The organism is Pseudomonas sp. JL2, from assembly GCF_031570495.1.
Taxonomy (GTDB): domain Bacteria; phylum Pseudomonadota; class Gammaproteobacteria; order Pseudomonadales; family Pseudomonadaceae; genus Aquipseudomonas; species Aquipseudomonas rhizophila.
On record NZ_JAKUDH010000009.1, the window covers coordinates 159030 to 185314 of the forward strand.

Below are 26285 nucleotides of genomic sequence, written 5' to 3' on the forward strand. Positions count from 1 at the left end.
CAGACCGCTATCGCGAGCAGGCTCGCTCCCACACTGATCTGCCTGGGCCACAGGTTTCAGCTAGCCCGGATCCCTGTGGGAGCGAGCCTGCTCGCGATGATGCCATCAGCCTCGACAACGGTGTCGATGGCAACCCGATTGCGTGAACTTGAACAATTGCGCTCAACTGCCGTGCCGTGCACTGGAACCGGAGAATAAGTATGAAAATAGTCATCGCCCCCGACTCGTTCAAGGACAGCCTGAGCGCCCAGGGCGTGGCCGATGCTGTCGCCCAAGGCCTGGCCCAGGTCTGGCCGGATGCGCAGTTGATCAAGTGCCCGATGGCCGACGGCGGGGAGGGCACGGTGGAGTCGGTGCTGGCGGCCTGCAACGGGCAGTGGCGGTGCAGTTGGGTGAGAGGTCCGTTGGGGGGCAGGGTCGAAGCGCGTTGGGGCTGGTTGCCCGACAGCCGCACCGCGATCATTGAGATGGCCGAGGCCAGCGGCTTGCAGCTGGTACCTCCTGGGCAACGTGACGCCTGTTCCAGCAGCACCTACGGCACCGGCGAGCTGATTCGCGCCGCCCTGGACGAAGGCGCCGGGCGCGTGATCCTGGCCATCGGCGGCAGCGCCACCAACGACGGCGGTGCCGGCGCGATGCAGGCCCTGGGCGTGGTGCTGCTGGATGAACACAACCGACCGCTTCCACCGGGCGGCCTGGCTTTGGCTGAACTGGCCCGCATCGATTTGAGCAAGATGGACCCGCGCTTGGCCCAGGTCAGTTTCGAGATTGCCGCTGATGTCGATAACCCGTTGTGCGGACCTCACGGCGCTTCAGCGATTTTCGGCCCGCAGAAAGGGGCATCCCCTGAGCAGGTACAGCAACTGGACCAGGCGTTGGGGCATTTCGCTGAACACTGTGCCCAGGCGTTGAACAAGGATGTACGCGACGAACCGGGCAGCGGCGCCGCCGGAGGGCTGGGGTTTGCCGCCAAGGCGTTTCTGGGCGCGCACTTTCGCACCGGCGTGGACGTCGTCGCCCAGTTGACCGGGCTGGCCGAGGCGATCAACGGCGCTGACCTGGTGATCACCGGCGAAGGCCGTTTCGACGCCCAGACCTTGCGTGGCAAGACCCCCTTTGGCGTGGCGCGCATCGCCCGCCAGCATGGCGTACCCGTGGTGGTCATCGCCGGCACGCTGGGGGAGGGTTATCAGGCGCTGTATGAGCACGGCATCGAAGCAGCCTTTGCCCTGGTCAGCGGGCCGATGACCCTGCAAGAGGCCTGTGGCGACGCGCCACGGCTGCTGACTGAACGAGCCCGGGACATCGCCCGGCTTTGGCGAGTGGCCGCCCGATAGACCTGTGGGAGCAAGGCTTGCCCGCGATACAGGCGCTGCGGTCTCCCAGGAATCGAGTCGCCCATATCGCGAGCAAGCTTTGCTCCCACGGCGTTGAATTTGAGATAGGGTTGAGGCTGGACTTCGCGCAAAACAGGAGTGGTACATGCGCTTTTCAGATTTGACCCGCCGCATCACCGGCGACGGCGCCGCCGCGTGGCAGATCCACGACCGAGCGTTGGCCATGCGCGAGCAGGGCATGGATGTATTGCTGTTATCGGTGGGCGACCCGGATTTCGACACCCCTCGCGCCATCACCGACGCCGCTGTGACCAGCCTGCGCGCCGGAGACACGCATTATTCGGACGTGCGCGGCGTGCACACCCTGCGCGCCAGCATTGCCCGGCGCCATCGCCAGCGTTGTGGCCAGCCGGTAGGCGCCGAGCATGTCACCGTGTTGCCGGGGGCGCAGTGTGGGGTCTATGCGGTCGCGCAATGTCTGCTCAACCCCGGTGATGAAGTGATCATCGCCGAACCGATGTATGTCACCTACGAAGCCGTGTTTGGCGCCTGCGGGGCGAAAGTGCTGCCGGTGGCGGTGCGCCCGGAAAACGCTTTTCGGGTTGACCCGACCGACGTCGCCCGGCTGATTACCCCCCGTACCCGGGCGATGCTGCTCAACAGCCCGAACAACCCGTCCGGCGCCAGCCTGCCGCTGTCCACCTGGCAAGCATTGGCGCAGTTGTGCATCGAACATGATCTGTGGCTGATCAGCGATGAGGTCTACAGCGACCTGCTGTACGAAGGCGAACACATCAGCCCGGCCAGCCTGCCGGGCATGGCCGAGCGCACCGCGACGATCAACAGCCTGTCCAAATCCCACGCCATGACCGGTTGGCGCATCGGCTGGGTGCTCGGTCCCGAACCTCTGGCTGAACATCTGGCCAACCTGTCGTTGTGCATGTTGTTCGGCCTGCCGGATTTCGTCCAGCGGGCGGCCCAGGTGGCGCTGGAGCAGGACTTGCCAGAAGTGGCGCAGATGCACCAGGAGTATCGCCAGCGTCGGGACCTGGTGTGCGCCGCGCTTGAGGGCTGTCCGGGCCTGAAACCCGTGCGGCCCGATGGCGGCATGTTCGTGATGGTCGATGTGCGTGGCACCGGCCTGGGCGCCCAGGCATTCGCCGAGCGCCTGCTCGACGGCCATGGCGTGTCGGTGCTGGCGGGCGAGGCGTTCGGGCCCAGTGCCGCGGGGCACATACGCATCGGGTTGGTGGTTGATCAGCAGAAACTGACGCAGGCCTGTCAGCGGATTGCCTTGTGTGCCGCGCAGTTAATGTGCGTCCGCCATACCTGACTACGGGCTTATCGTTGCGCGGGTGCAGATAAAGACTGATACCACTCCGTCTGTAGGGGGCGCCTTGTCTTATTTGATTCAAACACTAAAACCCGATAAACGGTCGATTGACCTGTAAGTTCTGACAGTAGGCAAGGTCGGATAACGAGTATCTACTTAATTCAACACGGCACGCCCGCTACAAGAGCCAATTAAGTAGGAGGACGTCATGTCGACATCCGGTAATGGGGAGGCAGGGCCAGGCACCCTGGCGCCCGAGGGGCCGCCGGTAGATGATGTCCCTCCCAGTGGACAAGTTCCGGCCTCGATTCTAATGAATGGCGGGCAGGCTCGGGTTCCATTATGGCCTAATTATGCCGATCAAATCGGCAAGGTTGATAGGTTGGTGGTTTATTGGCGGCGAGACGGTACGACGACCGCTGTCTATGATCAAGATAAGCCAGGTCCGATCATGGAAACTGAGTTCGTGATTCCATTACCCGTCCATTTATGGGCCGGAGACGGTGTGGCTTATCTCTATTACCGAGCTAGATCGATACAGCCTATCGGCAATTGGTTTACCTCGTTAGAGACAGAGTTATTTATCGATCACAGTGTCATTCCCCTGCCCAGATTGGAAGATGTCGATTTTTTGTATACAACAAATGGTTATTTGAACTGCGGCACAACGCCCCCCATTTGGGATGGGGTCTTTATAAGAATTCCGTATCAGGGGTTCCTGGAAGGGGATGAATGTGTACTCACCTGGCGTGCCTACCGCACTTTGAATCCCACGCCTGAAAGTTATATTGATGGCACTGAAGGTGTCTTTACCCATGAACTCACCAAGGCGGAAGCAGAGAATCCGGACGGGTTTGTATTGCCGCCCATTCCTTGGGTCAATCATCTTGAACCCCTGATCTATGGCTGTGGGATGGCTCAGTACAAGATCCGTAGTGCTGGGGTGTTTATCGGCGAATCCGAGTTGAAGCGGGTGAAAGTCGATCGGTATCTGCCCGGCGAGACTGGACCTTGTGGGCCTTGATGAACACTCGTCACTCAGATCAATGATCGGCTGCTTTTTAGCCGTTAAAACAGTCTTTGCGGTAGGGGGATTTCGATAGTGTGAGTTTGGATCTGGATATTATTGTGGAGAGCATGAAATGAACGTGAAACAGGAAATAGCGGAAATCGACCGGCAACGTGTGCGCAGTGCTCGTGCAGCATCAGGACCTCTGGCGGGACTTCCTCCAGAGTTTCCTGGCGTTATTGTCAGTGACACCGACAGGCGCGTGTATGTTGATAAACTGCTGCCTGGCCAGAAATTGCCGGTTACGCTTAAGCTCTGGGCAACCCAACACCCCGATGATCGTGTCACCGTTCAAATCGCACAAACGGAAATCTCTACGTCTTGGGTGACGGTAGATGAGTTTGACGCCGGCACTGATATCGGTGCACGTCCTCCAGAATATATAGCGGGTATTCCGACAGAAAATTTGACTGATTACAATCCGGCCGGCACGCCTTCTGAATGGTGGGTTCGATACCGGGTGAGGCATCCCTTGGGGAATTTCTGGACTTCAGATCCGAAAGAAATTGTAATTGACCGACGGGCCCACTACCAAGCGGACCCTGACGGACCAAAGAGTCGGCCACCGGTGGTACGCGTCAATCCAGTCATTCCACCGTCCTACATCATCGATGACACCTACGTCGGCAACCTCCCCAACGGTGTCATGGAAGTTACGGTTGGCACTCAGGGTTGGGAAGCGGGGGATATATGTTACTTATATATCAGCACGGAATTTTCGGAAGCTCATGGGGGTGAGCCTGTTAATCCTCCCCCTTATACGTTACCGCAAACTGGTGTATTTCAAGTGCCAGGGGCGACTTTGCGTAGTCTGCCTCCTGGCACCAACTTTCTTTTTTATCAGCATTTTGATGCTGTTGGGAACAAGAGCGCTTTGGCAGATGCTCAACCCTTGAAAATTGTTTTTGCACCAGCGCCAGTGCTCGAAGACCCCATTGTTCCTTTGGCTCAGACCGATCGCCTTATCGATTTGAAAGATTGTGCAGAGCCCGGTGGCGTTACAGTCGAGGTGGAAAGGGTTGAGCACATAGAGGATAGAGATGAGATTAAACTTACGTGGAATAATACACTGGTAGATACTAAGGCTTTCGGTAGCCTTACCAAACTGGTTTTTCCTGTGCCTTTTGCTACTATTTTCAATGATTATTATTCGGGCGGGCTTACAACCGAAGGCAACGTTCCCGTCAGCGTTGAAGCTACTTTGTTGCGCGGGACAGAGACTCTGTCTGTCTCATCTGTAGATATTTCTTCGAATCTCTATGTCGCCGGTCCGATTGACCCCACTGATCCGGGTCAACCCAATGATAAATTGGATGCACCTAATGTTACAAGCACGGCAGTGGATAACATCATTGAGATTGCAGATTATGGTGACAACCAGACAATCACCATTGACTTGTGGACAGATACTAATAAGCCCGTAAAAAAGGGGCAGATGATTAGGGCTGAGTACGCAGGTGTGGAACTGAATGATCGCGCTTTCCCGGAGGATAACGATACAGAGGCAACGATTATTCTGTCTTGGGACGTTATCAACGACGCCGGAATCGGTCCTCATAACCTTCAATATTTCGTTTCGGACATCGGCGGAGTCAATGAAAATCCGTCACTCATCCAAACGGTGATCAACAATGCAATGGTCGTTGACTTGGACCCTCCTTCAATAACCACGGACAACCCAGGCTTGCTACTGTGCGATGATCTGGACCAGACCACGTGGAGCGCGGTAGTCAACATCGAGGGAGACCCTGTGCACCTTCAAGTGGGACGGAAAGTTACCCTGCGTGCGCAAGGATACAGGGATGCGGGTTACACTCAGGTAGCACAAGGCACCGCTTTTACTTCGACTATACCTCACACGATTGTCGACCCAGAGCCAACGGCCGGGTTTACCATGACCATCCAACCTTATGATCCCTATATCCGCAATATTCCTGAACCTCCTCCTGTTTCGGGAGGAACAGGACCCTATCTTGGTTATTGGAGGATTTGGTACGAGGTGGAGATTAATGGAGTTGATTATCCCTCTGACAAGTTTGAGATAGTGGTCAATCTTGTCAATCCATATAATGAATATTGCGAGGGTTGAGTAAAGATCTTGCTTGATGCTCCCTTCGCAGCAGTGCTCTGTTGAATTGCAGTGAAGGGATGCGACTTATCTTGCTTTTGCAACGGAATTGTCTGAGTTGTTTTCAGAATAATCCTACATTGAATTTTGGGCTTCCTCAGTAGTCTGGCGCCTCTTCTCGAATGTGATCGGGTAAAGATCAGCGAGCCAACCAGTTCCAAATATCGTTTTTAGGGTAGTTCATATGCAATCAGCTCAGTTTTCTCTATCGAAAGTTCATTGTGGCAGATGGAGATATCCATCGGTCCTGGCGCTCGCTTTTGTCATCCCTTATGCACAAGGGCGAGACCTGAACCCCGGGGAGACGGAAACGATCTCGCCCTCGCCGACCGTGGAGAGCTGGCGCATCGCAGCGGATGCCACCCTCAACGTCAATGGCGCCGATACGTTGGACATCGACGTCCAGGCCGGCACCTTGAACGTCAACACCGGTACGACCCAGCAGATCAGTGCAACGGATGGGGCGACCTTGAACCTGACCGGTGCCACGGTAACGGGGGCAAGCGGGGCCATTACGGTTTCGCTGACCAACAGTGACGCCAACGTCAGCGGCAGCACGATATCCGGGCTCGATTACGGGCTTGCGGCGGTACGCGATATCGACACGTCGACAGGCTCCAACGTGGCTTTGTTGAACAGCACCGTGAGCGGCGTTTTGGGGGGCGCGGTGGCCACCTCCTATAGCACCCTGAACTTGAATAACAGCACCATTGAAGGCACCGACAGTTCCAGCTTCGGTGTACGGATCGCAGGAGGGCAGGTGGCGCTCAATAACCAGTCCAAAATCATCGGCGGGCTGAATGGCGTGACGTTCGAGTTGGACGGTACCGACGAACAGATCAGCAAACTGGTGCTGAACAACTCCAGCGTCGAAGGCAAGACGGGCTCGGCGATTTTGGCGAATGTGGGTGCCATCCCGTTGGGAGCGTTCGTGGTTGAAGTATCGAACGGTTCGACGCTTATCGGTGGCAACGGCACGATCCTGGAAGTGACGGACGGTACGAACGTCGACTTCAGCGTCGACAATAGCCTGTTGCAGGGCAATGTGGTGGTCGAGGCCGGCAGCAATGTGAACGCTTCACTGAACAACCAGGCCTCGCTGACCGGTGATCTGCAAAACGTAGCGCGAGTCAGTCTCGATAATCAGAGTGCCTTCATCGGCACCATCAAAGGCGATGCCGGGCACACCACTGACGTGGTGCTCGATAACAGCTCCCAATTTACCGGCGGCGTGGAGGGTACAGCCGACCTTGCAATCAGAGGGCAAGCGACCTGGACCCTGACCGGCAGCAATAACGTGAACAATCTGTCGCTGGACGGTGGCCGGGTGGATTTTGCGCCGGGGCCAACGTTCTACACGCTGAATGTCCGCGAGCTCTCAGGTAACGGTTCTTTCAACATGTACACCGATTTTGTCACCGGTGAAACGGATTTTCTCAATGCCGAAAGCGCGTCGGGTGAGCATGTCGTGTCAGTCAGTGCCACTGGGAACAGGGCGGCCGGTGATTTGATACACATTGCTGAATTCGGTGCAGGTAACGGACAGTTGGCGCTGAACAATGGGGCTGTCGATGTCGGCGCCCTGACTTACCAACTGGTCCAGGAAGGCAATGGCTGGTATCTGCGCCCTGACGACGGGCCGAGCACCAGTACCCGTTCGGTGCTGGCGATCGCCAATACCGCGCCCACCATTATTTATGCGGAAAGCACGTTGCTGAATTCGCGTATGGGGGATCGCCGGTTGACCGGTGCCAAGCCCGGCCTCTGGACCCGTACCTACAATAACCGCTACAGCGTGCAGAATGCCTACGCCGGTGGCTACAGCCAGACCCAGCAGGGGCTGGTGATCGGTGCCGATGCAGCGCTGGGCGACAGCGATTGGCTGGTCGGCGGCATGGTGGGGTACAGCCGCTCGAACCTGGATCTCAAGCATGGCAGTTCGGGTTCGGTGGACAGCTATTCCGTCGGGGCCTATTTGACGAAATTCGATCCTCAATCGGGCTTCTATGTTGACGCGGTCACCAAGATCAATCGATTCGACAACAGCCTGGACGTGCGCATGAGTGATGGCGTGAAAACCAAGGGGTCTTATGACGCCTACGGTTTGAGCGGTTCGCTGGAGGTGGGTCTGCAAGACCAATTGGGCAGCGGGTTCTTCTGGGGACCTTTTGCTCAGGTCGCCGCTGCGGTGGTATCCGGTGAACATTACAAGCTGGACAATGGCCTTGAAGTCGATAGCGAGCTGACCCGGTCGCTGGTCGTCAAGGGTGGTGCTTACCTGGGCAGCGAGATCGATCTGGGCAACGGCCACAAGTTGCAGCCGCGGGTGCGCGTTGCCGTTGGCCAGGAGCTTATCAAGCGCAACCAGGTGGGCGTCAACGACAGTTCGTTCAACAACGATAGCTCCGCCACCAGCCTGGAGCTGGCGGGTGGAATCAATTGGGCACTGCCCCACGGACTTCAGGTTTTCGCCGAGGCCGGCTCAAGCCAAAGCAAGACCGTCAAGCAGGATTACAACGTCAGCGCGGGTCTTAGTTTCAACTTCTGACAATGCGCCGATTCGCGCTTGGTCGTTCAATAAAAAAGCTCCGGATCGAAAGTCCGGAGCTTTTTTATTGCGGCGCTTATCGGGCTCAAGTGCGTCGGGACCCAGGCTCTGCAACCAGCCTGAAATTCATCATCAGGTCATGGGCTTTCGGATTTACCAATCCGTCGTCTACACGTGCATCTATGGTGCCGCTGATGGAAAGGTTTTGCGAATCAAAATTCAGGGACGTCAAAGGTTCAGATGTCGAATACTCTGACGGCGGGCTCTCCGCGGTATCACCGTAGAAGACCCTCACGTCCTTGGCACGTTGTGGAGTGTTATCGACAGGATCTTCGATGAAAATGATCCTGATGGTCTTGATGTGGTTGTCGACTGCATCTCGAAGCGTCGCCGTTATGGTCAGGCAGTCACCAAACAGGGGGTAGCTCACGCGGGAAAAGGACGCTCTGAACGGTACCGGGGGACGTTGATCAATGGATGCTGCGAATTCATTGCTGAAGAGGGATTGTCGAACCGTATTGACTGACAGTTTTTGTGCTGTGCTCATGGTCATGGTCTCCATTGGAATATCGCAAGGCTGTACCGACAGTGCAGAGCATTATCTGACTATGGGTCCTGCCATCTGAGCGCGATACTGGCCCGCTGTAAACTGTCAGGTTTGACAGTTTACAGCGACGCTGGCTTATGAAAGTGCAGGGATGACGGGCTGCACCGGTAAAGCTTTGTAGCGGCTGTGTGAAATTGTGTAAGGGGTTTGCTCGTAGGTGGGTGAGGGCGTATATCCTTGGCAGCTTGAGATTCTCTGCGCCTGTGACATCGCCATCGCGAGCAAGCTCGCTCCCACAGTGGTTTTGTGTTGTACCGAAGACCCTTGTGGGAGCGAGCTTGCTCGCGATGAGGCCCAACCAGGCGCCACAGCACTTTTCTGGAAACACCCATGCCCAACATCCTCCTGGTGGAAGACGACACCGCCCTCTGCGAACTGATCGCCAGTTACCTGGAACGCAACGGCTACAGGGTCAGTGTGCTCAGCCGTGGCGATCATGTGCGGGAACGGGCGCGGGTCGATCCGCCGGACCTGGTGATCCTCGATCTGATGCTGCCGGGGCTGGACGGCTTGCAGGTCTGCCGCTTGTTGCGGGCCGATTCGGCGACCTTGCCGATTCTGATGCTCACCGCCCGGGACGACAGCCATGATCAGGTGTTGGGCCTGGAAATGGGCGCCGATGACTACGTCAGCAAACCCTGTGAACCTCGGGTCCTGCTGGCACGCGTTCGGACCTTGTTGCGCCGCAGCAGCCTTACCGAGCCGCAGACGGTCAACGATCGCATTCTCATGGGCAACCTGTGCATCGACCTGTCCGAACGCGCTGTGACCTGGCGCGGGCAAACGGTGGAGCTGTCCAGCGGCGAATACAACCTGCTGGTGGTACTGGCCGGCATTGCGGCGAGGTGCTGAGCCGCGACCAGATCCTGCAGCGTCTGCGCGGCATCGAGTTCAACGGCACCGACCGCTCGGTGGACGTGGCGATCTCCAAGCTGCGGCGCAAGTTCGACGACAACGCCGGCGAAGCCCGCAAGATCAAGACCGTGTGGGGCAAGGGTTATCTGTTCAGCCGTTCCGAGTGGGAATGCTGAGTCGATGTGGAAGCTGCTGATTCGCCTTTACCTGGTCACCATCGTGTCCTACAGCGCCGCGATCTATCTGATGCCGGAGTTGGTGGTCCGGCTGTTTCATGAGCGCTTCCTGAACTACAACCTCGATTACTCCCGTGGCCTGCAAACCTTGATGGTCAGGCAGTTCCATAACGTGCCCAGCGAACAGTGGCCGGCACTGGCGGCACAGATGGACAAGGAGTTCGAGCCGCTGCGCATCGAACTGGCGGCCATTGATGATGAGGGGTTCAGCGCCGACGAGCAGGCGCGTCTAAAGCGCGGCGAGAACGTGGTGCGCCTGGGCGAATGGGCCTGGCGAACCTTGGCGGCCGCGCCGCTGGATGAGCGCACGGCGGTCAAGATGATTGTGCCCCCGGACCCGACCGAGGTCAGTTGGCTGTACTGGAGCATCAACGTGTTGATCGGTGCCACGATGCTGGCGTGCCTGCTGCTTTGGTTGCGGCCCCATTGGCGCGATCTGGAACGGCTCAAGCGCACGGCTGAACGCTTCGGCAAAGGCCATTTGAGCGAACGTACGCAGATTGGCTCCAGCTCGAACATCGGCAGCCTGGCCCACGTGTTCGACACAATGGCCGGCGACATCGAGCGCTTGCTCAACCAGCAGCGCGATCTGCTCAATGCGGTGTCCCATGAATTGCGCACGCCATTGACCCGCCTCGATTTCGGCCTGGCCCTGGCGCTGTCCGATGACCTGCCGCCGGCCAGTCGCGAACGGCTGCAAGGGTTGGTGGCGCACATCCGCGAGCTGGATGAGTTGGTGCTGGAGTTGCTGTCTTACAGCCGTCTGCAGAACCCCGAGCTTCTGCCCGAACGCGTGGAGGTGGCGCTGGACGAGTTCATCGACAGTATCCTGGGCAGTGTCGACGAGGACCTGGCGGCGCCGGATGTGGTGATCGATGTGCTGCTGCACGGCACGCTGGAGCGTTTCGTGCTGGACCCGCGCCTGACGGCCCGGGCGTTGCAGAATCTGTTACGCAACGCCATGCGTTATTGCGAAAAGCGGATCCAGGTCGGCGTGCTGGTCGGCGTCCAGGGCTGCGAGATCTGGGTCGACGACGACGGTATCGGTATTCCTGACAGCGAGCGCGAGCGTGTGTTCGAACCGTTCTATCGCTTGGACCGCAGCCGCGACCGCGCCACGGGTGGTTTTGGCCTGGGCCTGGCCATCAGCCGTCGCGCCCTGCAAGCCCAGGGCGGTACGCTGACGGCGCAAGCTTCGCCGCTGGGTGGGGCGCGATTGCGCTTGTGGTTGCCAACGCGGTGAGGCTGGGGGAGGGGTCAGGCGTTTATTGCGCTCGATTCAATCAGCGCCACACCCGCTTGCTGCATCCGCCGGATTGCCGCCTCCATCGAACCGTCGATATCAATGCCCCGACAGGCGTCGAGCACCACAAGCGCGTTGAACCCCGCCGCCCGGGCATCCAGCGCCGAGAACATCACGCAGAAATCCAGCGCCAGCCCCACCATGTACACCGTGTCGATGCCGCGCTCCTTGAGGTAGCCCGTCAGGCCGGTGGGTGTCTGGCGGTCGGCTTCCATGAAGGCCGAATAGCTGTCGATGTCCGGGTTGCAGCCCTTGCGAATGATCAGTTGCGCGTGGGGCAGGTCCAGGGCCGGGTGCAGCGCGGCGCCTTGGGTGCCCTGTATGCAGTGGTCGGGCCACAGTTTCTGTTCGCCATAGGGCAGTTGAATGAGGTCGAACGGTTGCTTGTCCGGATGGCTGGAGGCAAACGAAGCGTGCCCGGCCGGATGCCAGTCCTGGGCGAGGATGACCTGCCTGAATGAACGACCCAGGCGGTTGATCAATGGCACGATTTCGTCACCCCCCGGTACGGCTAATTGGCCTCCGGGGATGAAGTCGTTCTGAACGTCTATTACCACTAACGCGGTGGTTGGGGCGATCATGGATGGGTCTCCTGAAATATGGCCCACCACAGCTTAGCCGAACGGCCTGTGACGCAGGTGCCTTCAGTCATCCGGAGACAAGATGTCCTTCGTCGCAAATATTCCAGGGTTGATGGCTTTTTGATATTTGGTCGGTACGCCCGTACCGCAATTGAGTACAATCGCCGCCTTTCAACCGGGCATGGAAGCAGTTCGGCTTTCCAGTCACGAGAAAAAACCATGCTCATCGGCAGTTACTCCCCGGCCCTTGTTTCAATTTCCCTGTTTGTTGCGGTACTGGCTTCCTACACTGCGCTGGACATGACCGGCCGCATCGCGACCACCCAGGGGCGCGCGGCGCATTGGTGGATGGCCGGCGGTTCCCTGGCAATGGGCGTCGGGGTCTGGTCCATGCATTTTATCGGCATGCTGGCGTTCACCTTGCCGGTGGAGCTTGGCTACGATGTATCGATCACCGCCTTGTCGCTGCTGATCGCCATCCTGTCCTGCGGTTTTGCCCTGTGGTTGGTCAGTCAACCGCAATTGCCGGCGTGGCAACTGGCTTTCGGCGCGTTGATCATGGGCGCCGGCATCAGCGCCATGCATTACACCGGCATGGCGGCGCTGCGGATGCAGCCGGGTATTGATTATGACCCCTCGTTGTTCGGGGCTTCGCTGGTGATTGCGGTCGGCGCTTCGGCGGCTGCGTTGTGGATCGCCTTTCGCTTGCGCCAGAACATCCCCCATGTACGTCTGGCCCGCGCCGGCGCTGCTGTCGTGATGGGCCTGGCCATTGTCGGCATGCATTACACCGGCATGGCCGCAGCGCGCTTCAGCGACGGCAGCTTTTGCGGTGCTCTGGACGGCTTGAGTGGCAAGGGTCTGGACAATCTGGTGCTGATCACCACGTTGGCGGTACTGGCCATCGCCTTGCTCACGTCGATTCTCGATGCGCGCCTGGAGGCCCGGACCGCAGAGCTGGCCCAATCGCTGACTCTGGCCAACCGTGAGCTGACGCAACTGGCCCTGCACGACCCCCTCACCGAATTGCCCAACCGCGTGCTGCTGGCCGATCGTATCGGTCAGGCCATGCATCGGGTGCATGAGCAGGGCGGCTGTTTCGCCTTGATGTTCATCGACCTGGATGGCTTCAAACCGGTCAACGATGCTTTCGGCCATCACATGGGCGACCTGTTGCTGCGCGACGTGGCCCTGCGCCTGCGGGAAGACTTGCGCAGCCAGGACACCCTGGCGCGGATCGGCGGTGATGAGTTCGTGCTGCTGGTGCAACTGGCCGAGCCTGACGATGCGTTGCGCCTGGCGGCCCGTCAGGTCGGGCTGATCGGTCGCACATTCCGGGTGGCCGATCATGACCTGCAGATATCCGCCAGTGTCGGCATCGCGCTTTATCCAGGCAACGGCCAGAGCGCCGAAGAGCTGCTGATGAATGCCGACGCGGCGATGTACCACGCCAAGGGCGCCGGCAAGAATGGCTACAGCTTTTTCGATGCCTCGATGAACAGCAACGCCCGCAAGCAACTGCAACTGCTGCAAGACCTGCGCATCGCCGTCGATCAACGCCAGTTCAGCCTCCATTACCAGCCCAAGTTCGACGCTGCCAACGGCCGTCCGGTGGGGGCCGAAGCCTTGTTGCGCTGGACGCATCCAACCCAGGGCCTGTTGATGCCCGATACTTTCATCGACCTTGCGGAAAAGACCGGGCTGATCATTCCCATCGGGGAATGGGTGTTGAACGAGGCCTGCCGCCAGATGCGCGAATGGTACGTGCTCGGCTACACCGACTGGCGCATCGCGGTGAACCTGTCGGCCTTGCAGTTCTGTCACGTGGGCTTGGTGCAGAGCGTCGCCACGGCGCTGGAAATTCATCATCTGCCAGCCAACAGCCTGACCCTGGAAATCACCGAAACCACGGCGATGAGCGATGCCGATGCAAGCATGACCGTGCTGCAGCAGCTCTCGGACATGGGCGTGGATTTGTCCATCGACGACTTTGGCACCGGTTATTCAAGCCTGATGTACCTCAAGCGTTTGCCGGCCAACGAGCTGAAGATCGATCGCGGTTTCGTCCGCGACCTGGAGCACGACAGTGATGATGCGGCGATTGTCTCGGCCATCGTCGCCCTCGGCCAGGCCCTGGGGCTGCGGATTGTTGCCGAAGGGGTGGAGACCGACGTGCAGCAGGATTTCCTGACTCAATTGGGGTGCGATTCGCTGCAGGGTTACCTGCTGGGCCACCCGCTGCCGGCCGAGCGCTTCCTGCAGGACATTCGCAAGGCACAACGGTTGGCGCTGGCCTGAGCGGCCGCTCAGGGAACGATGTCGAACGCCGTGCTCCCCAGCCGTTCGCCATTGACCAGCAGATGCACCGCATGCCGGCCCGCGTAGTGTCGGCGGGTGGTCAGTTCGCGAATATGCTGGGAGCGGCTGAGGCTGACGCACTCAAGGGCAGGCAGGTCGAAGGTCTTGAGCTTGAAGACTTTGGCCGAGGTGCCGCCCGAGGCTTTCACGTAGTCGATGGCATAGTCGATCACCAGGCGCTGGTTCTGCTCGAGGGTTGATTGCACCTTGAACGACAAGGTAATCGGTTCGCCGAGACGAATCACCGCCGGCGTGACCTGTAAGTCCAGCACCTGGATGTGCGCCTTGCCGCCGACGCCGATAACCGCCAGTGCCCGCGAATTGCCTTGTTTGATCAGGCTGCGCAAAGCATGGCGGGCGATCCATGCGGTATGGCGATCTTGCAGGGGCCAGCCTTCGATCCGGTCCAGCACCCAGTCAGGGTGCTGCTTGGTGATGTCGTTGAGATGGTTGGCCACGGACTTGCGCACATACAGGCTGCTGTCGGCCTTGAGGGCCTCAAGGATCGCGGCGGCGAGGTCGGGGTTGGCCTGGATCGGCTCCAGGTGGAACGACCAGGGCAAGCGCGGTCGACTGCCTTCGCTGGCCAGGCGACGTACGTGTTCGTTGGGATCGTGCGCCCAGTCGTGCATGGCCTTGAGGGTGCGCGCCAGGTCATCACGCAGGAAATGCCGCACGGCGAACTCCGAGGAGCCGAACCGGGTGAAATACTTGAGCGCATCCAGGGACAGGTCGAAGCTGTGCCGGCCGTAGGACGCCACGTAGTGGGGCAGGAACATGCTGACAAACATGCTGTTGAGTCGGGGCGCCAGGTCCCGCAGCACATCCAGCGACGCCTCGTACTCCAAGGGCAGAACTGCATGCAGGCACTCACTGACTCGCGCCATGCGTTGCATCACCGACAACTCGCTCAGCCCGTCATTGGCCATGTCCAGGAACGCCCGGCTATCGAAAGCCGGATACACCGCGCTCATTTCACTGGCGATGTGCTCAAGGCGTGTGGCGTTGAAGATTTCCTTGAGGGCAGGGGATGAGGTGGTGGCGGTGCTCATGGCGGGGTCCGTGCGGTGAGGTGTGTTGGACTTTATAGGGGATGTTGCTGCCAATGTGTAGTCCGGCCCGTGGCGAGGGAGCTTGCTCCCGTCGGGCTGCGCAACAGTCCAGCGGGAGCAAGCTCCCTCGCCACAGGGGCATCGCCTCAGACTTGCGCCACTTCACTCACATACTGGCGGATATGCCCCAACCCTCGTTCCACATAGGCCTCTTTCTCGCCCACCGGGGCAAAGTAATGCAGCACTTCCCGCGCGGTCTCCAGGCCCTTGAGCCGCGCCAGCACCCAGGCCGACAGGTACTGGGCGGAGAAACAGCCACCGGCGGTGGCGATGTTGCCATTGGCGTGGAACGCCTGGTTGACCACGTTGACACCCGCCGCCACGACCCATGGTTTACTGGTGGTGTCGGTGCAGGCCGGTGCCTGGCCGAGCAGCCCCAGGCGTGCCAGCAGGAATGTGCCGGAGCATTGGGAACCGAGCAACTGGCGCGTCGGGTCCAGGCGCAGCCGGCTCATGATGGCCGGGTTGTCGGCCACTTCCCGGGTCTTCATGCCGCTGCCAAACAACACGGCGTCGGCCTTGCAGGCCTGCTCCAGGTCGATCTGGGCGTCGATGGTCAAACCATTCATGGACGTGACGCGCGGGGTAGGTGAAGCGATGCTCACGCGCCACTCCTTATCGCCGATCAGGGAAATACGGCTGAGCATGCCGTAGGCAATCAGTGAGTCCAGTTCGTTGAAGCCGTCGAAGGTCAGAATGGCGATGTGCATGGCGAGCCCCGGTTTTTATAAATGGCTTTTTTGCCAGCCTACGCCGGTTGTCGGCATCACCGCCCCGTACAGTCGGCGACGGATTCGTCGCTACAGTAAAAGGAATGATTCGCCGCCGTTGAAGTCGGAGATTTCAGTATTCTCGAAATCACTGGAGTTTTTATGCGCAAGCCTACCCTGATCGCCAGCCTGGTCCTGATCGCCGGTCTCGGAGCCTTTGGCCCTGTGGCGCAAGCGGTCGAGGCCACCGGAGATGCGGTGGAACATTCACCCAACAATGGTCGCCGGTTGGTGGAGGCCGACCGGACGCCTTCTGAATATCAGCGCTCGGACAAGGCCATTAAAAACTGGAAGGAGAAGGGGCTCGAAGCACCCGAAGAAGGCGCGCAATGGGTGCAGATCCATGACAAATACGTGATGGTAGTAATTGCCTCCGGCCGGATCCTGAAAATCACCCCCGCCACACGCTAGTCCTTTGAGCTCACTTCGCCTTTGTCCCATAGGCGAACCAGCTCGCCGGGTGCCTGGTCTTCAGGCACCTGCAGCACCATTTCGTCGTCCTGGTCGTTGGCGCGATAGCGCAGCTCGATCCGGAAAAAACGCTGGTCGCCACGCCCCGGTGCCGCCGAGTCCAGCGGCAGACACCCTTCCAGGACCGAACAGATACGCGTGCGCTGGTCGAGATCGCATTGGGCGAAATCGATTTCCCGAGGGCGAGTCAAGCCGGGCATCGCCGCCACGCCGCCCTGGCGGGACAGCCGCACCACGGCGTGATCATCGAGGTTTGGAAGGGGTTTCATCAGTGCTCCTCGGTTAAATCGACGCCAACCTGAGCCCAGCCGTTCTGCACCGCTTGCACTTCCCGGATGCCAAAGCGCTGGCGGGCGTGCTCGACGGTCAAGCGGGCGAAGTCGCTGAAGGAGGCGTCGTTGGCCAGTCTTCTGTCGCACAAGGTTTCATACCAGATCCGGCCGGCCTTTTCCCAGGCAAATCCGCCCAGCGTGGTGGCCGCCAGATAGAAGGCGCGGTTGGGAATGCCGGAATTGATGTGCACGCCGCCGTTGTCCTCGCGGGTGATGACGAATTCACGCATGTGCGCCGGTTGCGGGTCCTTGCCCAGCAGCGGGTCATCGTAGGCCGTGCCGGGGTTGGACATGCTGCGCAGGCCGTCACCGTTGATCTTGTCAGTGAGCAGGTCGGCGCCGATCAGCCAGTCGGCCTGGTCGGCGGTCTGTTCGAGGACGAACTGCTTGACCAGCACCCCGAATACATCGGACATGGACTCGTTCAAAGCCCCAGACTGGTTGGCGTAGATCAATCCGGCTTCGCTTTCGGTCACGCCATGGGCCAACTCGTGGGCCACCACGTCGAGGGAGCGGGTGAAACGCTGGAAGATTTCGCCATCGCCGTCGCCGAACACCATCTGCGCGCCGTTCCAGAAGGCGTTTTCGTAGTCCTGGCCGTAATGCACGCTACCCACCAGGGCGAAGCCTTTGTTGTCGATGGAGTCGCGCCCCAGCACTTTCCAGAAAAAATCGTAGGTGGCGCCCAGGGCATCGTAGGCCTCGTCCACGGCCGGGTCGCCAGTGGCGGCCTGGCCTTCGAGGCGTACCGGCTGGCCGGGCAGTTCCATGGTGTTTTGTGCGTCATGCACGCTGCGCTGGGGTTGGCCGGGCTTGCCGGGCCTGGGCAGCGCTGCGGCGGCGGGCGGGGTGTGCGGCGGACCGGGGTTGTGCCGCAGATTGCGTACGTGGGTCAGGGTGCCGAGGGCGCTGGAGCGTTGATGTTCGGAACCGTGGGCGATGATTCGGTTGAGGATATAGGGAGGAATGAAGCCGTGGAGCGGGCGAAAGTCGATCATCAGAACATCCTTATCTGAAATACAGGGTCGATACCCATGTGAACCGAAGCGACCGCTGCGGTTCCCTTGTGCACCCAACACACAAAAGTTTGCCAGACACGCGGATTTCTGCGAAAACCCGCGCCTGAACCACACGGGAGTAGCCCATGAACGAAGAACTGCAAATCATCGACCTGGAGCAGGGCGACGGCAAAAGCGTAGTCAAAGGCGCGCTGATCACCACCCAATACCGTGGCACGCTGGAAGACGGCACCGAATTCGATTCGTCCTACAGTCGAGGCAAACCTTTTCAGTGCGTGATCGGCACCGGTCGAGTGATCAAGGGCTGGGACGTCGGCCTGATGGGCATGAAGGTCGGCGGCAAACGCAAGCTGTGGGTGCCGGCGAATCTGGCCTATGGCGAACGGTCCATGGGCGCTCACATCAAGCCGGGCGCCAATCTGATTTTCGAAATCGAGCTGCTGGAAGTGCTGACCCGCGACGATTGAAAGTGTTGCTACTATCTGAAGTCCTGCCATGGCTCGATTCGTCGGGGGGCGAAATATGAATGCAGAGCAACATGACCTTGGGGTGTCCCAGGTCGCCGCGGCCATTGCCGAACCGGCCCGCACCCGAATGCTGTGCGCGTTGATGGACGGCCATGCCCGAACCAGCACGGAGTTGGCGAGCATCGCCGATGTCAGTGCCTCTACCGCCAGCAGCCATTTGGCGAAGCTCAAGGAACTGGCCTTGGTGCGTTTGTACGTCCAGGGCCGACATCGCTATTACAGCCTGGCGGATAAGCGGGTTGCCCAGGCGCTGGAAGCGTTGATGGTGATCGGCCAGAACGCCGCCCCGACCTTCACCGCGCGCACCCCGGATCGCCTGCAATTCGCCCGCACCTGCTACGACCACATGGCCGGCACGCTGGCGGTGCGCATGCATGATCGGATGCTTGAAGCTGGATGGCTGGTGGATGTGGAAGGCAAAGGGTATCGCCTGAGTGACTCCGGCGAGGCGCTGTTCCAAGGGCTGGGCATTGATGTCCAGGCGCTTGCCGGTCAGCGACGCCGATTTGCCTGTCCCTGCCTGGACTGGAGCATGCGCCGTCCGCACCTGGGGGGCGCCTTGGGCGCGGCGTTGCTGCAAGTGGCGATCAAGCGCAAATGGGTGGTTCAGGACCTGGATAGCCGGGCGCTGGCGTTGACGACCAGTGGGCGCAAGGAAATGGCGGCGCGATTGGGTGTCGATGTCGAGATGGATGTCGGCCCTGCTGGCGCCTTCGCGAGCAGGCTCGCTCCCACAGTGGAATTGCGCTGAACACATGATTGATGGCCAACGACAGACCCTGTGGGAGCGAGCCTGCTCGCGATAGCCATTCCTGAACCACCCTCATTATCCAGCCATGTGCCTGCGCCGATACTCATCCGGCGTGGTACCCATCATTTTGCGAAACATGCTGATGAACGCCGAGGCGCTGCTGTAGCCCAGGTCCAGGCCGATGGTTTCCACGCTCTGGCCACGTTCGAGCAGGGCCAGGGCTTCGATGACCTTCAGGCGCTGGCGCCATTCCACCAGTGACATGCCCAGGTCCCGCTGGGCCCGGCGCATCAGTGTGCGTTCGGTGGTGTTGGCGGCGCGGGCCAGTTGCGGCAAGGAGCGTGGGTCGCTGGGATTCGCCTCAAGGGTCCGCAACACGGGGCCCAGCAGTGGATCATCCGAGGAGGGCAAGTAACTGCCGGCATGGGGCGCCTGGATCAGCTTGTCCACCAGCACCTGCAACAAGCGCTGCTGCTCGGGCGTCTGAGGTTGGCTCGGCGGGTCGCTGCGCAGCTCTTCCAGCAACGCGCGGATCAGCGGGCTCAAGGTCAGCGCGCAAGGTACGGCCGGCAGCGCAGCGCACAGTTCGGCCGCCAGGTACAACGAACAATGACAGGCTTCATGCCGATTGAACCCAACGTGTTCCATGTCCGGCGGTAACCAGATGCCGTACTGCGGTGGTGCCAGGTAATGGTGCTGGGCGATCTCGATTTCCATCACCCCACTGTAGGAGTAGACGAACTCTCCCCAGGCATGCCGGTGCCGAGGATAAGTGGCGTGGGCCGGCATGCAGGCGCTGCGAAAGAAAATCGGCGAGGGCAGGGCCGCGTCGAACGGAGGAATCTTCAGATGTTGAGCTGGAGGCTGCATATCGACCGTAATGGCGGATTACCGGGATGGCTTGTCGGGTAATCACTATATCCAGCAAAGGTGTCAGGCAGACAATCCTTTCATCCATTTCTGCCCAAGGACCTTTCCCATGACCACCCGCCGCGCCCTGGATGGCCAGGTCAGTGCCCTGATGACGGGCCTCTGTGCCATCTGGGGTTTCCAGCAAGTCGCGATCAAGGCCAGCGCCGCCGACATGGCGCCGATGCTGCAACTGGGCGTGCGCTCGGCCATCGCTGCGGTACTGGTCTGGCTGTTGGTGCTGGCGCGCGGTGAACGCCTGTCCCTGGCCGATGGCAGTTGGCGTCCCGGTCTGTTGGTGGGGCTGTTGTTTGCCTTGGAGTTCGTGATGGTGGGCGAAGGCCTGCGCCATACGACGGCTTCGCACATGGTGATTTTCCTCTACACCGCGCCGATGTTCGCCGCTCTGGGCCTGCACTGGAAACTGCCGAGCGAACGTCTAAAACCTCTGCAATGGCTGGGTATCGCCGTGGCATTCGGCGGTATTGTTGTGGCGTTCAGCGGAGGGACGGGGGCGGCGAACGGCAGTTCGTTACTGGGTGATGGCATGGGGCTGCTGGCCGGTGCGCTCTGGGGGGCTACGACGGTGACGGTGCGTTGTTCACGCTTGACGAACCTGCCCGCCAGCCAGACGTTGCTGTACCAATTGGTCGGCGCCGGGGTGCTGCTGGTAGGGATGTCGGTGGTGCTGGGGCAAACGTCGATCACCCCCACACCGCAACTGCTGGCCAGCCTGGCCTTTCAAGTGTTGCTGGTGTCTTTCGCCAGTTTTCTGATCTGGTTTTCCCTGCTGCGCCGCTACCTGGCTTCGCAGTTGGGGGTGCTGTCGTTCATGACGCCGCTGTTTGGCATCGGTTTTGGTGTCTGGTTATTGGATGAACCGCTGGAGCCGAACTTCATCGTCGGTGCGGCTTTGGTATTGAGTGGGATTCTGCTGGTCAGCGGTTACGGATGGTTTCGCCAGCGTTGGGGGCGATGGCTGGTTTTGCGGCGGGAGTAAGGGAGACAAACCCATGTGGCGAGGGAGCAAGCTCCCTCGCCACATGAGCGCTGCTTAGACCTTGACGATCCAGCCAGCCGGCGCTTCCACGTCGCCGGTCTGCACGCCGGTCAGCTCTTTGTAGAGCTTCTGGGTGATCGGGCCGACTTCGGTTTCGCTGTGGAACACGTGCAGCTTGTCCTTGTAGCTGATGCCGCCAATCGGAGTGATGACCGCAGCGGTACCGCAGGCGCCGGCTTCCTTGAAGTCCGACAGTTTGTCGATGAACACGTCGCCTTCGATCACTTCCAGGCCCAGGCGCGATTTGGCCAGTTCGATCAGCGACAGGCGGGTGATGCCCGGCAGGACCGAAGGGGATTTGGGGGTGACGAATTTGTTGTCATGGGTGATGCCGAAGAAGTTCGCCGAGCCGACTTCCTCGATTTTCGAGTGGGTCATCGGGTCCAGGTAGATGCAGTCGGCGAAACTGGCCTTCTTGGCCTGGGAGCCGGGCATCAGGCTGGCGGCGTAGTTGCCACCGACCTTGGCCGCACCGGTGCCTTGCGGGGCGGCACGGTCGTAGCTGGAGATCAGGAAGTTGTGCGGGGTCAGGCCGCCCTTGAAGTAGGCGCCGACCGGGATGCAGAAGATCGAGAAGATGAACTCGGGTGCGGTGCGCACGCCGATGTTGTCACCCACGCCGATCACGAACGGGCGCAGGTACAACGCGCCGCCAGTGCCATAAGGCGGGATGAAGCGCTCGTTGGCGCGGACCACTTGCTTGCAGGCTTCGACGAACTGCTCGGTCTCGACTTGCGGCATCAGCAGGCGCGCGCAGCTGCGCTGCATGCGGGCGGCGTTCTGGTCAGGGCGGAACAGGTTGATCGAACCGTCCTTGCAGCGATAGGCCTTCAGACCTTCGAAACACTGCTGGCCGTAGTGCAGCGCGGTGGAGCCCTCGCTGATGTGCAGCACGTTGTCGTCGGTCAGGGTGCCGGCGTCCCAGGCGCCATCGCGCCAGTGCGACAGGTAGCGCTTGTCGGTCTTGATGTAGTCAAAGCCCAGTTTGTCCCAATTGATGCTCTCGTTACCCATGACACCCTCTATTTCTTAACAACCGTCGAAACGGTTCAAGGCTTCTGACGTTTTTTGGATGGGGACAACAATACTTCATTCCGGGGCTGTTTCGCAGCCCGCACGATAAGGGGCAGGCAGATAAATGATGGTGTTCTTGAAAATCGCGAGCAAGCTCGCTCCCACAGGTGATCTCGGTCGTTCATGCGAACGCAATTCCCTGTGGGAGCGAGCTTGCTCGCGAAGGGGCTCTCACTCACACCACCAACTCCCCTGAATCACAGATGCAACGCATGCCCCAACGCCCGCAACGCCGCTTCCTGCACCGCCTCGCCCAGCGTCGGGTGGGCGTGGATGGTGCCGGCGATGTCTTCCAGGCGTGCGCCCATTTCCAGGGACTGGCCGAACGCGGTGGACAGCTCCGAGACGCCAACGCCGACCGCTTGCCAACCGACGATCAGGTGATTGTCCCGCCGTGCCACGACCCGCACGAAGCCACTTTTCGATTCCAGGGTCATGGCCCGGCCATTGGCGGCGAACGGGAAGCTCGACACGATGCAATCCAGCCCGGCGGCCTTGGCCTCGTCCGGCGTTTTGCCGACCACCACCAGTTCCGGATCGGTGAAGCACACCGCCGCGATGGCCGTCGGGTTGAACTCGCGATGCTGACCCGCGATCAGTTCGGCGACCATTTCGCCCTGAGCCATGGCCCGGTGAGCGAGCATCGGCTCGCCGCTCAAATCACCGATGGCCCAGACATTGCGCATGCTGGTCTGGCAGCGGTTGTCGATTTTCACCGCCGAACCGTTCATCGCCAAGTCCAACGCTTCGAGGTTCCAGCCCAGGGTATTGGGTTTGCGACCAACGGCCACCAGCACCCGGTCGGTGTCCAGGTTCAGCGTCTCGCCAGCGGGATCGCGCACTTGCAACGTGCTGGCCTGGGCATCGAAACCTTCGACGCTGTGCTTGAGGTACAGCTTCACGCCCAACTGCTTGAGCGCCTCGTGCACCGGTTGGGTCAGTTCGCCGTCGTAGGCTGGCAGGATCCGTTCCTGGGCCTCGACCACGCTGACTTCGGCGCCGAGCTTGCGGTAGGCGATGCCCAGTTCCAGGCCGATGTAGCCACCGCCCACCACCACCAAATGCTTGGGCACCGAGGCAGGGGCGAGGGCTTCGGTGGAGGAAATGATCGGCCCGCCAATCGGCAGCATCGGCAGGTCGACGCTTTTCGAGCCGGTGGCCAGCAGCAGGTGTTCGCACTGGATGCGGGTGTCGCCGACGTCAACGGTCTTGCCATCGACGACGTTGGCCCAGCCGTGAATGACCTGGACCTTGTGTTTTTTCAGCAGGGTCGCGACGCCGGTGGTCAGGCGATCGACGATGCCGTCCTTCCATTCCACGCTCTTGCCGATGTCGAGGGTCGGCGCCGACACCGTGATGCCCAAGGCTGAGCCTTGGCTGTGGTGTCGCGTCTGGTGAAACTGCTCGGCCACGTGGATCAACGCCTTGGACGGAATACAGCCGATGTTCAGGCAAGTCCCGCCCAACGCCTGGCTTTCCACCAGAATGGTCGGGATGCCCAACTGGCCGGCGCGGATCGCCGCCACATAGCCGCCGGGGCCGCCGCCGATGATCAGCAGCGTGGTGTTCAAAGTCTGCATCGCTTACTCCACAAACAGGGTGGCGGGTTGTTCGAGCAGGCCACGCAGGGCCTGGATGAATTGCGCCGCGTCCATGCCGTCGACCACTCGGTGATCGAAGGAACTGGAGAGGTTCATCATCTTGCGGATCACGATCTGGCCTTTGATCACCATGGGCCGTTCGACAATCTTGTTCACGCCGACGATCGCCACTTCCGGCAGGTTCAGCACTGGGGTGCTGACGATGCCGCCCAACGCACCGAGGCTGGTCAGGGTGATGGTCGAGCCGGACAGCTCATCGCGGCTGGCCTTGCCATTGCGGGCCGCGGTTGCCAGACGCGAGATTTCTGCCGCGCTGTCCCACAAGCTACGGGCTTCGGCGTGACGCACCACCGGCACCATCAGGCCCACATCGCTCTGGGTGGCGACGCCGACATGCACAGCGCCCGAACGGTGGATGACCTGGGCCTCGTCGTCATAACGGGCGTTCATTTGCGGGAAGTCCCGCAAGGCTACGACCAAGGCGCGGACCAGGAATGGCAGCAAGGTCAGCTTGCCGCGATGGGCACCGTGCTTTTCATTCAAATGCACCCGCAGCTCTTCCAGGGCGGTGACGTCGATTTCCTCGACGTAGCTGAAATGCGCGGCGCGCTGGGTCGCTTCCTGCATGCGCTGGGCGATCTTGCGGCGCATGCCGATCACGGGGATCTGCTGTTCGTCGTGGCGTTCGGCATAACCCGAGCCGCCTTTGGCCGGGGTCGATGAACCCTGCGCCAGATAGGCTTCGAGGTCTTCATGCAGGATACGCCCGGCCGGGCCACTGCCCTGGACCAGGCGCAATTGAATGCCCAGGTCCAGCGCATGTTTGCGCACGGCCGGGGAGGCCAGCGGCCGCTCGTCCGGATCGCGGGCCACCGGCGCTTGCGGCGCGGGGCGTGGCGCAGCAGCGGGTTGTTCTATCGTCGGCTCAGGCGTTGCCACCAGCGCGGGTTTCGGCGCTGGCGCGGCGACGGCGGGTTGCGCCGACTCCTTGAGGTTGCCGGCACCTTCGACTTCAATGCGGATCAGTTCGCTGCCCACCGCCATGACTTCGCCGGGCTCGCCACCCAGGGCGATCACCCGACCGTGTACTGGCGAGGGAATGTCCACCATCGCCTTGTCGGTCATGACATCGGCGAGCACCTGGTCTTCGACCACCATGTCGCCAACCTTGACGTGCCACACCGACAGTTCAACTTCGGCGATGCCTTCGCCAATGTCCGGCATCTTGATAACGTGCGTGCCCATTCAGACCTCCATGACCCGTTTCAACGCCGCGCCCACACGGGACGGCCCTGGGAAATACGCCCACTCCTGCGCGTGCGGGTAGGGGGTGTCCCAACCGGTGACACGCTCGATGGGCGCTTCCAGGTGGTGGAAGCAGTGTTCTTGCACCAACGACACCAGCTCGGCGCCGAAACCGCAGGTGCGGGTGGCTTCGTGGACGACCACACAGCGGCCGGTTTTCTTCACGGATTTGACGATGGTCTCAAGGTCCAGCGGCCAGAGGCTGCGCAGGTCGATGACTTCGGCGTCGATGCCGGTTTCTTCGGCGGCGGCCTGGGACACATACACCGTGGTGCCGTAGGTGAGGATGGTCACGTCCTTGCCCGGGCGGGTGATGGCGGCGACATCCAGCGGCACTGTGTAGTAGCCGTCCGGCACCTGCGCCGACGGGTGTTTCGACCATGGGGTTACCGGGCGGTCGTGGTGGCCGTCGAACGGGCCGTTATACAGGCGCTTGGGTTCGAGGAAGATCACCGGGTCATCGTTTTCGATGGAGGCGATCAGCAGGCCCTTGGCGTCGTAAGGGTTCGACGGCATGACGGTGCGCAAGCCGCAAACCTGGGTGAACATCGCTTCGATGCTCTGGCTGTGAGTCTGGCCGCCATAGATGCCGCCGCCGCAGGGCATGCGCAGGGTCATCGGCGCGGTGAACTCGCCGGCCGAGCGATAGCGCAGGCGCGCCGCTTCGGAAATGATCTGGTCCGAGGCCGGGTAGACATAGTCGGCGAACTGGATCTCGGCCACCGGCCGCAACCCGTAGGCGCCCATACCCACGGCCACGCCGACGATACCGCTCTCGGAAATCGGCGCGTCGAACACCCGCGAGGTGCCGTACTTGTTCTGCAGGCCTTCGGTGCAGCGGAAGACGCCGCCGAAGTAGCCCACGTCCTGGCCGAACACCACGACGTTGTCGTCGCGCTCGAGCATCACGTCCATGGCCGAGCGCAGGGCCTGGATCATGGTCATGGTGGTAGTGGTCATGGCGGTGTCCAGCTGGATATTGTTGTTGTGATCGTTCAT

The 26285-nt window shown here is 60.6% G+C and carries 22 protein-coding genes and 1 pseudogene; 12 read left to right on the forward strand and 11 right to left on the reverse strand.

What is annotated here, in order from left to right:
- The first annotated feature begins 200 nt into the window (after positions 1-200).
- The 5 genes from MKS85_RS14365 to MKS85_RS14385 all read left to right on the forward strand — a co-directional run bounded on the left by MKS85_RS14365 (position 201) and on the right by MKS85_RS14385 (position 8415).
- The gene (locus tag MKS85_RS14365) at positions 201-1337 is read left to right on the forward strand and encodes a glycerate kinase (RefSeq protein ID WP_310662987.1); all 1137 of its coding nucleotides are present in this window, start codon (positions 201-203) and stop codon (positions 1335-1337) included.
- 145 nt (positions 1338-1482) lie between these two features.
- The gene (locus MKS85_RS14370; protein WP_310662988.1) at positions 1483-2670 is read left to right on the forward strand and encodes an aminotransferase class I/II-fold pyridoxal phosphate-dependent enzyme; all 1188 of its coding nucleotides are present in this window, start codon (positions 1483-1485) and stop codon (positions 2668-2670) included.
- A 208-nt stretch (positions 2671-2878) separates the two neighbouring features.
- On the forward strand, positions 2879-3694 hold the full coding sequence (locus MKS85_RS14375) for a hypothetical protein (RefSeq protein WP_310662989.1): 816 nt from the start codon (positions 2879-2881) through the stop codon (positions 3692-3694).
- A gap of 118 nt (positions 3695-3812) precedes the next feature.
- The gene (locus tag MKS85_RS14380) at positions 3813-5828 is read left to right on the forward strand and encodes a hypothetical protein (RefSeq protein WP_310662990.1); all 2016 of its coding nucleotides are present in this window, start codon (positions 3813-3815) and stop codon (positions 5826-5828) included.
- 370 nt (positions 5829-6198) lie between these two features.
- The gene (locus MKS85_RS14385; protein ID WP_310662991.1) at positions 6199-8415 is read left to right on the forward strand and encodes an autotransporter outer membrane beta-barrel domain-containing protein; all 2217 of its coding nucleotides are present in this window, start codon (positions 6199-6201) and stop codon (positions 8413-8415) included.
- Between the two features lie 85 nt (positions 8416-8500).
- On the opposite strand, the gene MKS85_RS14390 is transcribed toward MKS85_RS14385, so the two are convergent.
- Entirely contained in the window at positions 8501-8962 is a 462-nt protein-coding gene (locus MKS85_RS14390; protein WP_310662992.1) for a hypothetical protein, read from the reverse strand.
- A 390-nt stretch (positions 8963-9352) separates the two neighbouring features.
- On the opposite strand from MKS85_RS14390, the pseudogene MKS85_RS14395 reads away from it, so the two are divergent.
- A pseudogene (locus MKS85_RS14395) lies at positions 9353-10053 on the forward strand (response regulator).
- 4 nt (positions 10054-10057) lie between these two features.
- Entirely contained in the window at positions 10058-11356 is a 1299-nt protein-coding gene (locus tag MKS85_RS14400) for an ATP-binding protein (protein ID WP_310662993.1), read from the forward strand.
- Positions 11357-11370: 14 nt separating this feature from the next.
- Here the strand turns inward: MKS85_RS14400 and pncA are convergent, their stop codons facing one another.
- Positions 11371-11997, reverse strand: coding sequence for a bifunctional nicotinamidase/pyrazinamidase (gene pncA / locus MKS85_RS14405; RefSeq protein ID WP_047227619.1), 627 nt, complete (start codon positions 11995-11997; stop codon positions 11371-11373).
- 219 nt (positions 11998-12216) lie between these two features.
- Between pncA and MKS85_RS14410 the strand changes: the two genes are divergently transcribed.
- Complete coding sequence (locus MKS85_RS14410) at positions 12217-14295, forward strand: EAL domain-containing protein (protein ID WP_310662994.1); 2079 nt, start codon at positions 12217-12219, stop codon at positions 14293-14295.
- A gap of 8 nt (positions 14296-14303) precedes the next feature.
- On the opposite strand, the gene MKS85_RS14415 is transcribed toward MKS85_RS14410, so the two are convergent.
- Both MKS85_RS14415 and MKS85_RS14420 read right to left on the reverse strand, forming a co-directional pair.
- Entirely contained in the window at positions 14304-15407 is a 1104-nt protein-coding gene (locus MKS85_RS14415) for a DNA alkylation repair protein (RefSeq protein ID WP_310662995.1), read from the reverse strand.
- A gap of 146 nt (positions 15408-15553) precedes the next feature.
- The gene (locus MKS85_RS14420) at positions 15554-16177 is read right to left on the reverse strand and encodes a DJ-1/PfpI family protein (RefSeq protein WP_047227616.1); all 624 of its coding nucleotides are present in this window, start codon (positions 16175-16177) and stop codon (positions 15554-15556) included.
- A 162-nt stretch (positions 16178-16339) separates the two neighbouring features.
- Here MKS85_RS14420 and MKS85_RS14425 point away from each other — a divergent pair, with 162 nt between their 5' ends.
- Entirely contained in the window at positions 16340-16648 is a 309-nt protein-coding gene (locus tag MKS85_RS14425; protein WP_047227615.1) for an RcnB family protein, read from the forward strand.
- Here the strand turns inward: MKS85_RS14425 and MKS85_RS14430 are convergent.
- Both MKS85_RS14430 and MKS85_RS14435 read right to left on the reverse strand, forming a co-directional pair.
- Positions 16645-16977, reverse strand: a complete 333-nt coding sequence (locus MKS85_RS14430) for a protealysin inhibitor emfourin (protein ID WP_310662996.1) — start codon at positions 16975-16977, stop codon at positions 16645-16647. The two genes, MKS85_RS14425 and MKS85_RS14430, sit on opposite strands and share 4 nt — an antisense overlap.
- Positions 16977-18038, reverse strand: coding sequence for a M4 family metallopeptidase (locus MKS85_RS14435; RefSeq protein WP_047227613.1), 1062 nt, complete (start codon positions 18036-18038; stop codon positions 16977-16979). Before MKS85_RS14435 ends, MKS85_RS14430 begins: the two co-directional genes overlap by 1 nt.
- 146 nt (positions 18039-18184) lie before the next feature.
- Between MKS85_RS14435 and MKS85_RS14440 the strand changes: the two genes are divergently transcribed.
- Positions 18185-18526: an FKBP-type peptidyl-prolyl cis-trans isomerase gene (locus MKS85_RS14440; protein ID WP_047227612.1), complete on the forward strand. Its 342-nt coding sequence runs from the start codon at positions 18185-18187 to the stop codon at positions 18524-18526.
- Between the two features lie 55 nt (positions 18527-18581).
- Positions 18582-19337, forward strand: a complete 756-nt coding sequence (locus MKS85_RS14445; protein ID WP_310662997.1) for a winged helix-turn-helix domain-containing protein — start codon at positions 18582-18584, stop codon at positions 19335-19337.
- Between the two features lie 75 nt (positions 19338-19412).
- Here MKS85_RS14445 and MKS85_RS14450 read toward each other — a convergent pair whose 3' ends face one another.
- Positions 19413-20207, reverse strand: coding sequence for a helix-turn-helix transcriptional regulator (locus MKS85_RS14450; protein ID WP_047227610.1), 795 nt, complete (start codon positions 20205-20207; stop codon positions 19413-19415).
- 109 nt (positions 20208-20316) lie between these two features.
- On the opposite strand from MKS85_RS14450, the gene MKS85_RS14455 reads away from it, so the two are divergent.
- Positions 20317-21246: a DMT family transporter gene (locus MKS85_RS14455; protein ID WP_305468191.1), complete on the forward strand. Its 930-nt coding sequence runs from the start codon at positions 20317-20319 to the stop codon at positions 21244-21246.
- A 54-nt stretch (positions 21247-21300) separates the two neighbouring features.
- On the opposite strand, the gene MKS85_RS14460 is transcribed toward MKS85_RS14455, so the two are convergent.
- The 4 genes from MKS85_RS14460 to MKS85_RS14475 all read right to left on the reverse strand — a co-directional run bounded on the left by MKS85_RS14460 (position 21301) and on the right by MKS85_RS14475 (position 26285).
- Positions 21301-22320, reverse strand: coding sequence for a branched-chain amino acid aminotransferase (locus MKS85_RS14460; RefSeq protein ID WP_047227608.1), 1020 nt, complete (start codon positions 22318-22320; stop codon positions 21301-21303).
- A gap of 257 nt (positions 22321-22577) precedes the next feature.
- Positions 22578-23960 (reverse strand): dihydrolipoyl dehydrogenase, encoded by a 1383-nt coding sequence (lpdA, locus tag MKS85_RS14465; RefSeq protein ID WP_310662998.1) that lies wholly within the window; start codon positions 23958-23960, stop codon positions 22578-22580.
- A 3-nt stretch (positions 23961-23963) separates the two neighbouring features.
- On the reverse strand, positions 23964-25226 hold the full coding sequence (locus tag MKS85_RS14470) for a dihydrolipoamide acetyltransferase family protein (protein WP_310662999.1): 1263 nt from the start codon (positions 25224-25226) through the stop codon (positions 23964-23966).
- On the reverse strand, positions 25227-26285 hold the full coding sequence (locus MKS85_RS14475; RefSeq protein WP_047227605.1) for an alpha-ketoacid dehydrogenase subunit beta: 1059 nt from the start codon (positions 26283-26285) through the stop codon (positions 25227-25229).